This is a genomic window from Marinomonas sp. PE14-40, from assembly GCF_051623805.1.
Lineage (GTDB): Bacteria > Pseudomonadota > Gammaproteobacteria > Pseudomonadales > Marinomonadaceae > Marinomonas.
This window is the reverse complement of record NZ_CP130700.1, coordinates 2,247,594-2,260,592: the sequence shown is the minus strand read 5'-3', so window position 1 is coordinate 2,260,592 and position 12,999 is coordinate 2,247,594. Positions and strand designations below refer to the sequence as shown.

The following is a 12,999-nucleotide window of genomic DNA, read 5'->3' as shown; positions in this document are numbered from 1 at the left end:
TATTTACAAAACAGGGGAGGAGCACACCATCAGCACAGGCAGTGCGCCTTTTAAGAAGCTGCGGCAAGCCCATTTGAACCAAGGCACTGCAATGAAAGCAGCCAAAGACGAACTCTTAAAAACGCAGCGTAAGCAAGGGTATAAGCTCACCCTAGAAGTGCCAGGTAACATACCTGATTACAAGGCGCTAGTTGTTGGGGCTCAGCTGATATTAGACGGGAGCTTTCCTGCAATTTTAGCTGGAGAGTGGCGAATAGAGTCCGTCACTGCCAGCGGGAATAAGCAGGGCTATAAGGTTCTAGTGAAGGCAAGTGCTACTTGAAAGGGTTTAGGTTAAAGGTTTAAAAATGAGATAAAGAGACGTAATATCATGAGGTTATATTGCTTTTGGAGACTTTAATGCTAGGCGATAAGTTTGTCGGGTTGATCTTTTCTTCTAAATTTTCGAGGTTGATTTCTAGATATAAAAACAATTATTTAGTTAGAGTTCTGTTTGTTTCAATTGCAGCAACTTCTTACTATTTAATTAATGGCTCATTCATTAATGCATTTGTGCTATTTGTTGGACTTGATTTATATATAACGGATTTATACTCAAATCGAACTATGGCTCCTGCAATTTCAATAATGACTGAAAAATTGCATAAAATAAAAGTTACTGATCCAGAAAGCATAATAATTAAAAAGCATTTTTTGATAATAAATGGCATTGCTTTTTCTGGAATTGTGTACACGGTATTCTTCTTTTAATCATTTCACTTATAGCTTTATCCAGATAATAGATTTATTGATTTTTTGTTAGAGGTTGCATGGGGAGCTATAAGAGAGGAGCACACCATCAGCACAGGCAGTGCGCCTTTTAAGAAACTGCGGCAAGCCTATTCAAGCCAAGGTACCGCGACAAAAGCAGTGCAAGACGAGCTCTTAAAAACACAGCGTAAGCAAGGGTCTAAGCTCACAGCTCTCTAATCGAGAATGTACCAAGAAACATACCGAATTCTCAGGCGTTAGTCGTTGGGGCTCAGCTGATATTAGACACGAGCTTTCCGGCTGTTTTATCTGGAGAGTGGCGAATAGAATCCGTCACCGCCAGCGGGAACAAGCCCGGCTATAGGGTGTTAGTGAAGGCGAGTGATACTTGAAAGGGTTTAGGTTAAAGGTTTAAAAGCGAGATAAAGAGACGTAAGATCATGAGGTTATATGGAATAGAGAACTTAAAAACGAGGACGTGAAGTTTCATGATAAAGTTTATGGAAACGTTAGACCTTACTAAACAATTGAAGATGCTTTATTGGTTTGTTGTAGCACTTTCTTCGTTCTCGTTATTTTTGTTAAGTGAGAGCAGTAGCATCATTCACTCAATAAAATATATTGTCTTTGGATTGCTAATAAATTATTTATTCATTTATAGATATGTTTTTAAGTTAGATATTTATTTGATTTCATCACACTCCTTGAAAGCGGGAGAGTCAAAAATATTGCGATTAATGTGCTTTTCTTTTGGACTTTATCTTAATACGGAAGTCTTTATAGCCTTATTTAATTGATTTTAATTTGAGAAAGCACAATGTCAGAAGTTGAGTTTAATTCGTTTTATATCATTTGGTCATTATTCGCTAGTTATTGCACTACATATTTTTTTTATAAACGTAATAAGAATCTTAAAAAAAACTTTGTTTTAGCTATGAGTATTTTTCTTATATTGATAGGGGGAGCTGCTCTTTATAGTTACAATAAACTCTCCATTATAACTGAGAGAGTTAAAAATAGTGACTTTTCCGTTGCGACAGGGAATATAAAAAATCTTGAAAACTTTAATGGAATGGATTCTTTTATGATTGATAATACAAAGTTTGAAATCGACCATAATGAAATTCATTGTATAAGTGTGCATAACCTAATAGAAGAAAATATGAATGTAACTATCAAATTTGTAAAAACTGGTCTGTTTCGAAATGAAGGTAGCCAATGTATTATTGATATAGAGTATTCCAAGACTTAAAAAGGAATGCTCTACATTTTTGGTAGTCTATTTAAAATTTTGGTGAGGAGCACACCATCAGCACAGGCAGTGCGCCTTTTAAGAAGCTGCAGCAAGCCTATTTAACCCAAGCCACCGCCATGAAAGCGGCCAAAGACGAGCTCTTAAAAACACAACGTAAGCAAGGGTCTAAGCTCACACTTATCTAACAGAGAGTCTAATCGAGAATGTACCAAGAAACATACCTGATTCTCAGGCGCTAGTTGTTGGGCTCAGCTGATATTAGACGGGAGCTTCCTGCGATTCTTGAGGGCGAGTTGCGAATAGAGTCCGTCACCGCCAGTGGGAACAAGCAGGCTTGTCTAGTTTAGAGAGCGGGTGCAGGTGAGGGCGAGTCTGTATAAATAGTAGCTTTAAATTAAATTTGATATAACCTCTATCTTGCTGAGAGTTTAATAAAGAGTTACTAAGGAAGGGCATGAAATACATATTTTTAATGGTTGTTTTTTTATTTGTTGGTTGTAGTTCAAATAAATACGTTTTGCATGGTGTCGTAGAGGGGTCAACTAACCAACATGAAATGAATGAATTTGTCTCAACCTTAAAAAGTAATGATCTAAGTGATGCACGAAAATATATTGAAGAAAATAATTTTGATATTAACTTCGTAAATAATAATAAACTTTCCCTGTTAGTTCTCTCAATACTCAATGAAAACCATAAAGTGGCTAAAGCATTATTAGAACTTGGAGCAGATCCTAATGCCAAGGGAAGCTCTTATGAAGGTATCTCTGCAATGGGGCTAGCTGCATCCTATAAAAATTCAAGCTTCTTAACGTTATTGCTTGAGTATGATGCTGATCCTAATTATGTATTGAATCAAAGTTCTTTAAATCCATCTCCTATTTTTGATGCGCTGTCTGCTGATCGAGTTCAGAACTTTAAGGTTATGATTGAAGTAGGTGCAAACTTGGATCAGAAAAATCGATTTGGCAATACTGTAGCAAAAGTTGCGGCAGGTAGGGGTGACTGGGAAGCTTTATACTTTTTATTAAATGCTGGGAGTGACCCGTTTCTTAAAAATAATTTTAATAAAACAATCGTTGATACTATTGAGATTCAAGGTTTGGGTGAGGATAGCCCTTGGAGAGAAAAAGTTTTTGAATTCTATTTAGATAGAGGTGTAAAAATAAAAGATATTTATAAATGATTTTATCAATTCTCAAATTATCAGTGCGCCTTTTAAGAAGCTGCGGCAAGCCTATTCAAGCCAAGATGCTGCATACAAAGCAGCCAAAGACGAACTCTTAAAAAACACAGCGTAAGCAAGGATCTAAGCTCACCGCTCTCTAATCGAGAATGTGCCGGGCAACATTCCTGATTCCCATGCGTTAGTCGTTGGGGCCCAGCTGATCTTAAACGGGAGCTTCCCTGTGATTCTTGAGGGCGAGTGGCGAATAGAATCCGTCACCGCCAGCGGGAACAAGCAGGCTTGTCTAGTTTAGAGAGCAGGTGCTGGTGAGGGCGAGTGCTACTTGAAAGGCCTTAAAGTTAAAGGTTTAAAAACGTGATAAAGAGACGTAAGATCATGAGCTTAAATACATATAAGGATAGTTTTCGATAAAAATTACCTTGTTTATAAATAATATGTTAACTGAGATAAATTAAGATGCTTTTTGAGTTTATTGAAAATAGCTGGGGTTATATTGCCTTTTCTTGGGTTTTACTATTTGGCTTAAGCGTGTTTATTTGGAGAAAAAATAAATACGTTAATAAACCCATAATAATGATATTTTTTGTTATATCTTCTTTTCTTTCTTTTAACGCAATCTTTGAACTTTACCAATCAAAAATTTTTAAAAATGACTTTGAGAATGGCCGATTCTATAAGGTAAATGGTATTGTTGATGGCCTAAAATCCTATGGTGGTAAAGATGTTTTTAAAGTAGATGGTGTTAGGTTTGATCTTTATTATTATGATAGACAATGCTTAAGTGGCAAAGGCTTAGTTAACCATAATCAATCAATAACTGTTAAATACCTAAAAATTAAGTCACTTGGTAATTATGTAAAAAGGTGCATAATTGAGATTAATTAATACTCAATAGTTTTAAATTTTATGAGTGTACTACAAAGGGAATTAACTAATTGCAAGAACCAAAAGAAAGTAAACCAAAAGAAAGTAAATCAAAAGGTAGAATAATATTTAATAAGTGGGCGCTTCTTTATCTTGCCTTACTTATCGTGGCGAGTGTCTTTTATCAGAACTATACATGGCGTGATGCTAATACAAAGGTTTATCCTTTTTCAGGGACTAATGTAAATTGCTATATAGGTGAGAATGCTAATTCATATGAAATGAGTTTATTATCGCCTAATGCTAAAAAACTAAGAATTCAAGAGTCATTTGAATTCTCTGACTGCGAAAGGCTTAGAAGGTCTTTCTTAGAAAAAGCATCAAGCATTCATTCTCTTCCACATGAGTTTGTACTTAGAGTAGAGGGCGACGGGGAAGAGCTTTATCAAGCAGAAAAGTCATACTTTTTGATGCTATTTTGCGCTGCATTTGTTTGGGCTTTTACTATAGCGTTTATAGAGCAGGTAGGCTTTTTTGGACGTTTGATTTGGAGAGTAATCTGCTACCTTTCGAGTGGAATTGGCAAGCCAAAAGATAGGGATAGGTAGCTTGATCAAAAGTAATTAATTTGTAGTTACAATAAAATTTTTAAGGGTATTTATTAAGTGGATAATTGGATTTTCTTAAACTTATTAGTGTTGATTATGGGAAGCCCATTTGTAGCGTATTATGTTTATTTATATAAAAGATACTCTATAGAAATATTTGATGAAACAGACGCGCCTTATAAGAAATGCGTAACAGATGATAAAGAAAAGGGAAGTTATGTTAAACATAAAGCAATACTAAAGCGAATGAAGGAACGTAGTGTGTTCTTTTATTACTTCTACTATTTCTACATGTTTTTAATTTTCGTATTTATAGGGGGTCAAGCATATTTAGAATAGCCAACAGGACCGACAGCAAAACAGGGGAGTAGCACACCATCAGCACAGGCAGTGCGCCTTTTAAGAAACTGAGGCAAGCCTATTTAACCCAAACAACCGCCATGAAAGCGGCCAAAGACGAGCTTTAAAAACACAGCGTAAGCAAGGGGCTAAGCTCACTCTAGAGTTGCCAGGCAATATACCGGATGCTAAAGCGCTGGTTGTTGGGGCTTTTTCACTAAAGTAAGTAATAGGTACACGAGTTGTTATACCTCATACTATAGGGCATTCAATGCAAAGTATGTATGATGTAATTGATTAAAAAGGAGACAAGGATGAAGAAGCTTATACCTATTTTAATATGTGGCCTTCTTATTAGTTGCAGATCAGAGCCACCTTTATTGAATGAGTTTGATCTTGCTTCAGATCAGAGAGACAGCGTTGAAAATTTATTGGAAATCTTATCCGATAATGATTTAGGAACCATTAAAAAAATTATCGATAAAGAGAAAATTGATATAAATTTTATTGATAGAAAAGGTAAATCCCTACTTCTAGTTTCTTTGCTAAACGAAGACTACCTCTTAATAAGTAAACTTTTGAAATTAGGAGCAAATCCAAATTTAAAAAGTGGTGTTTATAAAAAAAAATCATTAATAGGTTTAGCTTCCTCATATAAAAATGAAAAAATATTATCAATGTTTCTTGATAATGGAGCTGATCCTAATTTAATTATCAAAGATGAGTTTACTACATTACCTCCTATATTTGATGCTATAAACACTAATCGACTGAATAATATGAAATTATTGATCTCCTTCGGAGCTGATGTAAATATTACTGATAGAGTCGAATTTACTCCATTAATGTTAGCGGCAGCAACAGGGAAATGGGAGGCTTTATTTATTCTGTTAAATTCAGGCGCAAACTATAGTTATATTAATAAATATGGGAAAAGTGTTGTCACATATGTTGAAGTACAAGGATTAGGTGTTAGTGGCGAACAGGGGCAATGGAGAAGAAAAGTTTTTGGTTTTTTTAATGATAAAGGATTGGTTCTAAATCCTAGGGTCCCACTTTAATTAATCTATCAGCATACTAAATATGAGAGTTTAAATAGTGCATTCATTCCAGTAAGATTATTTTTATTCATGATCTAGTTCTATTGAATTTACTCAAGGATGAGGAGTCTAATATGCCCTTTTTTAGTTAGCTGTAAATTTCTAATAAGCCTTCAAGATACATTGTATTATCATTATGTACTTTGCTTATTTCTGTGTACTAGTGATGAGATGCAGGCTGAATCTTCATCATTTTACCGCTAATTCATTTATATTTACTCTCTCATTGACACCTAAACCCTCTTAGGTCTACCATTTAATGGCACTGGCAAAATCCAGTGCCGGGATTAGTACCCCGTTTTTCCGTAGCGGCCTCAAACACGCACCGCGTGTTTTTTTGTGGCCGGAGTCCGCCTGTTATGGTGGGTCTTTGTTGGGCTAGCTTCGGCTAGGCCGTTCCTACGGGCGGTAGTACTAACCTAATTCAGACCCACCGCCTTTTGAGATTAGTACCTCATCTGGTGGTCAAAATTAGACCGTAGGAGGCCACAGATGGCTATGCAATCCGAACAACAAGTAGAGAGCTTGAACTCTACCGAAATCCTTTCATTACATTCTCACGTCATCAATGATCAAACTTGCGATACTGTTTATTCCCGTGATTTACATGCCTTTTTAGAAGTTGGTCGTGATTTCTCTAATTGGATGAAAGCCAGAATCAATCAATATAAATTTGTTGAAGATGAAGATTTCATTTTGATCTCTTTAAATGATCAAAATGGGTTTTCGCCAAAACGGGCGAAAACCCCAAATACGGGCGGTAGGCCGACAAAAGACTACTTCATCACCCTCGATATGGCGAAAGAACTCGCCATGGTAGAAAGGAACGAAAAAGGCCGCGAAGCCCGCCGCTACTTTATCAACTGCGAACGCCAACTCAAAGCCACTAACTCGCAATCTCCAGCCATAGAAAACCAAGCGATCGACCCCGCAAACGAAGCGACCAGAACCATGGCCAAGCTGCTAGAAGGGAATATTTTAGCGTTAGCCAATAAACGCTCTAAACACCATATGAGTGTCGAGTGCGCTAAAATTGGCGAAGAGGTGAATAACTACCTAGGTGTGAGAAAACTGGATGAGGCAACCCCAGCACAATTAGAGAAAGGCTTAATCTTTATCCAAACAGCGATAGAAGGCGAGTACCTGGGCAGAGCAAACAACCCAACCAGCGAATACGTCGCCTCAATGGAACGCCGTATAGAGTTCTATGAGTACAATATGAAACTCATCCACTCCCACACCACCGAGATGAAAAAAGACTTCGAAGGCGCCATCTTCCCAACACTCAAAACCACCAACCCCAGACTATACGGCATCGCCAGAGAGCGCCTGCACATCGCACACATGAACAGTAAAGTTTATTGATAAGCATGCAGACTGGAGAACGCCCACTAAACCAGTGGGCTTTTGTCTTAAAGGTGTTTAAGATCAATACATTAATAAAATGGAAAAATGTATATGGAGCTCTTTAAGAGTGAGTACTTAGAATTCATAGCCTTAATTTTGGCCTTTATTATTGTGAGGGCTGTTGTTTTATCTTTGTATAAATTAGTAAAAGTAAAAAGATGGCTATATCCGGTGCCATTATTTTTGAGCATGTCTTTTTCAGCTATACCACTAACCCTAGCTCAAGTAGGTGTTTTGTCTGAAAACCTCCCAAATTTTATCTTTGTAGTTTTCAATCTAGTTTACATGGTTTATTTAATGTACAAACTAGGGAAGCAGTATAATAATGACTATAGATAAAGTGAACATTGTCTACGTAGAAAGCTATTTTCATGACAGTCATTGTATATTTCTTTAACATTTGATGACTGTGTGAATAGATTTTAAGATGGTTAAAATAAGAGGTATTATGCAAATTGATAGAGAGATAATAGATTTTGCTTTTTTAATATTTTCTACACTACTATTTCGTATCAGTTTTGCATTTTTTGATATTTTAATACGAAGAGTACCTTCAGTATATTATGTTAAAATGATTGTCGTTATTTTTGCAGGAGCTGCCCCTTTTATTAATATTGATAAATTGAGTGATACAAACTTAATTGGATGGACCGCAGCAATTTGTACTTTTTACCTTATTTTTTCAGGTTCAAAAAAAATTGAATGAAAAAGTGGATCTACATTGAGATAAGTTAAGTTGATGTGAGCAAACTGGATCAGGCAACCCTTGCTCAATTGGAGCAAAGCTTAATCTTTATCGAAACAGCGATAGAAGGCGAGTACCTGGGCAGAGCAGACAACCCAACAAGCGAATACGTCGCCTCAATGGAGCGCCGTATTGGGTTCTACGAGTACAATATGAAACTCATCCACTCCCACACCACCGCGATGAAAAGAGACTTCGAAGGCGCCATCTTCCCAACACTCAAAACCACCAACCCCAGACTATACGGTATCGCCAGAGAACGCCTGCACATCGCACACATGAACAGTAAAGTTTATTGATGTTTATACCTTTTATCAACAACGGCTTCTTGGATTGAAATTTTAAGGCATAAAAAAGCCGACTCTTGTGGTCGGCTTTGTAATCTGATGCAATTAGAACTGTTTAGTCAGTGCTAAGCGAAGGTTTTGAGAAGAGAAATCAGATCCATAAGTGATATCTGTATCGCCATCGTTATCTACATCAACCTTTTCATCCATAATATCGCTAAAGTTCAAATAGGTATAATCGAATCGTAAAGATAGGTCGCTAGATATTAGGTAATCAAAACCTAAGTTTGCAGATACACCGATAGACGTTTCCTTATTTTCAATACTGGTATTATGACCTGTTCCATGTGTATCAGAATAGGTATTGGTAGTTGAAAATTCTGAAATGACAGGGCCAGCAGAAAAATGCATAAGGAAGTTGCCAGTTGTATAGCCAACTTTAGGTCGAATACTAAGCATATAATCAGACTTAGCACTTGAGGTTATTGTGAAATTTGAAGTGCCTGATGTTGTATCGAAATTTGTAGGCCCCTCAGACATTGATTCAGAAAAATCTGAATGAGTTAGGTCTGCTTCAACGCCATATACAAATCTATCAGTTTGGAAGTGATATCCTAGAAATAGAGAGCCACTTATTGAATTACCATCCAGTTCTTTTTGTAAGATTGGATTAACTTGGTCTCGATCACTTCCTGAACTATTATCGTTAAAGTAACTGCCATCATATTCTACTTGTGATGTCGGTGATGCTGTACTTGAAGAGGTGCCAATAGCAATACCTGTATAAAGGCCTTCCCAGTTTACAATTTCTGTTTCTTCTGCTTGCGTAACTGAACTTCCAAGAGCTATTGCTACAGTAAGTGAATATGTAGAGAGTTTGTTCATGAATTGTCCCTAATTTATGGTGCGGTAAAATATAATTTTGTTATTTATAGTTGATTCCGCCGTATTTTATTTTAAAAAACTAAATTAGTGAACGCTTATTTACTGAAGGTTCTAAGAATGTCTTTCGAAGCTCTGAAGCAGAAGATTTTACACAATATGGCATATCCTTAGTGTATTTTCACTTCGTATATGTGAAGTGCATTACCTATTGGCCTATATACTTTGAGAGTATTCTAAAAAATTGAGATGGATAATTGGATAAGCCTACCATTCGGTAGGCTTTAGTCTAAAGTGTTTAAGAAAAGTTGATAGGATTGATTATATTAATTCTGTTAGTTACATTCTTTAAGCTGCATTATAAAAATCAATTATGCCAACTGTCGTTGCTTTTCCTAGGGCTTCTTGCACTTGCTCAGAAGACATGCCTATTTCAAGGTCTGCATCACTTGCTTCTAGATTGAGCTTAAGAGTTCCTGCTTGATTATAGGCAGCGTTCCATTCTTTGATTGCTTCATTAATATCATCTAACACTGCAGTAAAGTTTTCTGATTTAGCGTCTGATGTTGCTGTATGAATGTCGGAAATAGCACTATTTATCTCACTTTCTAAAGCAAGCCATTCATCTAAAATTGCTTTTAGATTCGTTTGCACTTCTTTTGACTTAGTTGCAAATGCTTGATAATTGTCTGCTAAAATTTTTAAAGTTGATACATCTGCAGTTAATTCATCCATCTCTTTTTGTTTTGCTTCAATTTTGGCTTTATCCGCTTCTATTTGTAATGCGTCTAATGCAATGTAAGTTGAAGATACCGCAACAATCGGACCCATCACAAACCATGTTAATGCTCCAACAGGCCAAGCAGCTATTGTTGCAACAGTACCTAGTGTAAAAGCAACCCCATCTGCAATACCAAGGCCTATAATAGCCGCTGTCAAAGAATCAATTTCATTTCTGAGATTAGCAATCATGGTTGTTAGTTCTTCAATTTTTGCTTCATCAGCATCTGATGTTTTTATGGCTAAATCAGCAATAGAATTTAGCTCTTTAGCCATTTGTGGTAATACGTTTTGAAATTTTGTTAGTGCATCAACTGCCCCTGTTACAAATGTAATAACTAATCTCAGTTGGCTTGAGATACTTGTAAGATCACTTTTTAATAATTGTTGGCTGTTAACATCTGTAGGTTTCTTTATTAAATTTTCAGTTTGTGTTTTTGCATCATTCAATAACTGAGAAATTATTCCATTATAGCTTTGTACACTATCTGGAACACTTAAGAGCCTTGCCATAACATTGTTTGTCCAACTTAATGCATCTGCTTTAGCTGCAGTATAAGTGTTTACAAACTCATCCCAGTTTGAAGGCGGAGTATTGAGAACCGGTAACTGGCTTGCCGAAATGCTAACCATCAAGTTATTAACTGTAATTACATTTTTTTGATAAGCTTCGTTTGTTGAAGCTTTTGGTGCATTTTTTTTAATCGCTAAGGCTAAAGACATATCAGTTATTCCTTTAATTAATTTTCTTTGGAGGTTAAAAAATATACAGTTTCAGAAAACTTTCTATTACACGGTAATACACGCTCATGATTTTGAATGATTTACTGTGTAGATTTTGGTTTCACTTTTTTAGTCTGAACGAAAATTATAATTTTAAAAAATATTGTTTCATTCAAAAAATGACATTGGCTTCTTACCTTAAACTTCTGCTACTCTAAGTTGAATAAAGCTTCGGAAATGAGTTTTCAAATTGCTTGTAAGTTGTTGATTTATAAAGACACGATTTCTAGAAAAATTTGGAAATAAATTCTCGAAAACCCTTTAAATTCAAAGGTTTATTCTGGCTCTGAATTGACTTTGACATGGATGAGGTCGGCAGTTCGAATCTGCCTAGCCCTACCATTAAAATGTATTGGTAGCTTTGGTTATTCATACATTAAAAAGCCCCTTAGATTAGTTTCTAATGGGCTTTTTTGTGCTAGTTAATAATCTTCTTAGCTGCTTTCAAGAGGTAATGCTATAACCATTATTGGTTTTTGTGGCATCCACCAGTTTTTGGAAGATTTTATCGTCCCCTAATATATTTCTTTTGATAGCGGTCCATGTTTCGTTATTTGGTCCACAGCGTCTAATCCATTCTTCTCTTTCTTCATGGGTGGGAATATAAATGCTAGTGCCTAAGCCTTCAAAGCTGTGTGTACAATCCCCTCTTACTTGGCTGATACTGCTTAAATGTTCTCTAAAGGTTTTTTCAGAAGCATCTTTGAGTACTAGTTTTAATTCTAAAGGTAAGCGGTTAAACCATTGTTGGCTTACTACTGCTATCCAGCCATCATAAACACTTTGAATTTGTGAGATGTTTCCAATTTGATGACGTAAGCCTTGAGGCCCATTATGTAGGCCAATAATACTAGGGTCTAATGCTTCAATCCGACCGTATTGTGCCATAGCGGCAACGCTTACCCAGTCAACATCTACAGGTGATGCGCCAGCTAATTCGTAAAAATTTTTGAGTGCGTTACTGTTAGGTATACGAAAAATAGTGCCTTTAACCTCGTCGGGCCGTCTAATGACTTTACCGTATTTCACGGTTGAACTTGCTGTTCTTGAGCCCGGTAAGTAATGAAATAAAACATCTAATTTTCCCTGAGATTTCACTCTATTAATAATGAGTTCTTTCCAAGTATTAGAGGTAACAAGGTTTAAATAAGCTTGGTCTGTAGCTGACCAAAACGGAATATTAAGAATATCGAGTTCAGGGGCTGCGGGTGTTAGGTTGGAAACCGAGACTAATCCTGCTGAAATAGCACCTCTTGCTACCTTGGCCATTAGTTCATGGCCCGTCCCTAAGATGCCATTGTCTTTGATATCAACGTAAATTCTGCCAGAAGACATTTCTTCAATATTCTTTTTAAATTCGAAGTGCATATGAGGGCAGTATTTGTAAGCATTACTTACATAGGGAGAGGCATAAGTCATTATGTATTCAGCGGAGTTTCGAATTTCAACATCACTTTCAGAGCTCGACTCAATGGCTGTCAGCAAAGGATGGTTAGTACATAACGCTACGCATCCACTGCCTTTAATAAGCCTTGAAATCCAAAGGCGTCTGGTTTTATCCATTAGTCTCCCGTCAGGTGAATATATGCTTGTCTAGAGCTTAGTATAGACAAGCTAAATAGGTTTGCTTTATTACTTTAGAATAGAATTTCCTAATTGAGATTGTTTATGCATCTTTAGCTATGGTTTTTTGTACCCGTATCAGAGACTTTCAGAAAGTAACGAGTGTGAACCGTTATAGCTAATCGGTCCTAATTACTTCTAATTAGTTTTTTTATATTTTTATATAAGTTACTTACTATCTGTTTATATAAAATATTCACTATCCATTAATAGCTTATTTTTTATTAAAAATAATCTGAATGTAAACGAATTGAATATTATAAAGCTAATTCTTAATTTTTAGCTTTATAAAGATTACAAAAAATTAATCTTACCTTAACATTAAAAAAAGTTAATGTTCGATATTGATAGAGATACTTTATAAAGTCTTTGTTTTTCAATGAGTTG

General features: G+C 36.0%; 13 protein-coding genes. 10 read left to right on the top strand and 3 right to left on the bottom strand.

Annotation, left to right across the window (positions count from 1 at the left end):
- Positions 1 to 91 precede the first annotated feature (91 nt).
- The 10 genes from Q0A08_RS10310 (at position 92) to Q0A08_RS10265 (ending at position 8,556) form a co-directional block, all read left to right on the top strand.
- Positions 92 to 322, top strand: coding sequence for a hypothetical protein (locus tag Q0A08_RS10310; protein ID WP_438466960.1), 231 nt, complete (start codon positions 92 to 94; stop codon positions 320 to 322).
- A gap of 77 nt (positions 323 to 399) precedes the next feature.
- Positions 400 to 750 (top strand): hypothetical protein, encoded by a 351-nt coding sequence (locus Q0A08_RS10305; protein ID WP_438466958.1) that lies wholly within the window; start codon positions 400 to 402, stop codon positions 748 to 750.
- Positions 751 to 1,567: 817 nt separating this feature from the next.
- On the top strand, positions 1,568 to 2,002 hold the full coding sequence (locus Q0A08_RS10300) for a hypothetical protein (RefSeq protein ID WP_438466956.1): 435 nt from the start codon (positions 1,568 to 1,570) through the stop codon (positions 2,000 to 2,002).
- A 457-nt stretch (positions 2,003 to 2,459) separates the two neighbouring features.
- The gene (locus Q0A08_RS10295; protein WP_438466955.1) at positions 2,460 to 3,191 is read left to right on the top strand and encodes an ankyrin repeat domain-containing protein; all 732 of its coding nucleotides are present in this window, start codon (positions 2,460 to 2,462) and stop codon (positions 3,189 to 3,191) included.
- A 459-nt stretch (positions 3,192 to 3,650) separates the two neighbouring features.
- Positions 3,651 to 4,079 (top strand): hypothetical protein, encoded by a 429-nt coding sequence (locus tag Q0A08_RS10290; RefSeq protein ID WP_438466953.1) that lies wholly within the window; start codon positions 3,651 to 3,653, stop codon positions 4,077 to 4,079.
- Positions 4,080 to 4,129: 50 nt separating this feature from the next.
- Positions 4,130 to 4,666, top strand: a complete 537-nt coding sequence (locus tag Q0A08_RS10285) for a hypothetical protein (protein ID WP_438466951.1) — start codon at positions 4,130 to 4,132, stop codon at positions 4,664 to 4,666.
- A gap of 653 nt (positions 4,667 to 5,319) precedes the next feature.
- Positions 5,320 to 6,066 (top strand): ankyrin repeat domain-containing protein, encoded by a 747-nt coding sequence (locus Q0A08_RS10280; RefSeq protein ID WP_438466949.1) that lies wholly within the window; start codon positions 5,320 to 5,322, stop codon positions 6,064 to 6,066.
- Positions 6,067 to 6,597: 531 nt separating this feature from the next.
- Positions 6,598 to 7,470, top strand: a complete 873-nt coding sequence (locus Q0A08_RS10275) for an antA/AntB antirepressor family protein (protein ID WP_438466947.1) — start codon at positions 6,598 to 6,600, stop codon at positions 7,468 to 7,470.
- A gap of 490 nt (positions 7,471 to 7,960) precedes the next feature.
- On the top strand, positions 7,961 to 8,218 hold the full coding sequence (locus Q0A08_RS10270; RefSeq protein WP_438466945.1) for a hypothetical protein: 258 nt from the start codon (positions 7,961 to 7,963) through the stop codon (positions 8,216 to 8,218).
- A 35-nt stretch (positions 8,219 to 8,253) separates the two neighbouring features.
- On the top strand, positions 8,254 to 8,556 hold the full coding sequence (locus Q0A08_RS10265) for a hypothetical protein (protein WP_438466943.1): 303 nt from the start codon (positions 8,254 to 8,256) through the stop codon (positions 8,554 to 8,556).
- A gap of 93 nt (positions 8,557 to 8,649) precedes the next feature.
- Here Q0A08_RS10265 and Q0A08_RS10260 read toward each other — a convergent pair whose 3' ends face one another.
- From Q0A08_RS10260 to Q0A08_RS10250, 3 genes are all read right to left on the bottom strand, one after another.
- Positions 8,650 to 9,429 carry an outer membrane protein gene (locus Q0A08_RS10260; protein ID WP_438466941.1) on the bottom strand — a complete coding sequence of 260 codons (780 nt, stop codon included), beginning with the start codon at positions 9,427 to 9,429 and terminating at the stop codon, positions 8,650 to 8,652.
- Positions 9,430 to 9,774: 345 nt separating this feature from the next.
- On the bottom strand, positions 9,775 to 10,929 hold the full coding sequence (locus Q0A08_RS10255; protein ID WP_438466939.1) for a hypothetical protein: 1,155 nt from the start codon (positions 10,927 to 10,929) through the stop codon (positions 9,775 to 9,777).
- 504 nt (positions 10,930 to 11,433) lie between these two features.
- Positions 11,434 to 12,552, bottom strand: a complete 1,119-nt coding sequence (locus Q0A08_RS10250; protein ID WP_438466937.1) for a TRAP transporter substrate-binding protein — start codon at positions 12,550 to 12,552, stop codon at positions 11,434 to 11,436.
- Positions 12,553 to 12,999: the final 447 nt, after the last annotated feature.

Coding starts and splice junctions, on each gene's coding strand:
- Q0A08_RS10310 (WP_438466960.1), top strand. CDS start 92: ATGAAAGCAGCCAAAGACGAACTCTTAAAAACGCAGCGTAAGCAAGGG.
- Q0A08_RS10305 (WP_438466958.1), top strand. CDS start 400: ATGCTAGGCGATAAGTTTGTCGGGTTGATCTTTTCTTCTAAATTTTCG.
- Q0A08_RS10300 (WP_438466956.1), top strand. CDS start 1,568: ATGTCAGAAGTTGAGTTTAATTCGTTTTATATCATTTGGTCATTATTC.
- Q0A08_RS10295 (WP_438466955.1), top strand. CDS start 2,460: ATGAAATACATATTTTTAATGGTTGTTTTTTTATTTGTTGGTTGTAGT.
- Q0A08_RS10290 (WP_438466953.1), top strand. CDS start 3,651: ATGCTTTTTGAGTTTATTGAAAATAGCTGGGGTTATATTGCCTTTTCT.
- Q0A08_RS10280 (WP_438466949.1), top strand. CDS start 5,320: ATGAAGAAGCTTATACCTATTTTAATATGTGGCCTTCTTATTAGTTGC.
- Q0A08_RS10275 (WP_438466947.1), top strand. CDS start 6,598: ATGGCTATGCAATCCGAACAACAAGTAGAGAGCTTGAACTCTACCGAA.
- Q0A08_RS10270 (WP_438466945.1), top strand. CDS start 7,961: ATGCAAATTGATAGAGAGATAATAGATTTTGCTTTTTTAATATTTTCT.
- Q0A08_RS10260 (WP_438466941.1), bottom strand. CDS start 9,429: ATGAACAAACTCTCTACATATTCACTTACTGTAGCAATAGCTCTTGGA.
- Q0A08_RS10255 (WP_438466939.1), bottom strand. CDS start 10,929: ATGTCTTTAGCCTTAGCGATTAAAAAAAATGCACCAAAAGCTTCAACA.
- Q0A08_RS10250 (WP_438466937.1), bottom strand. CDS start 12,552: ATGGATAAAACCAGACGCCTTTGGATTTCAAGGCTTATTAAAGGCAGT.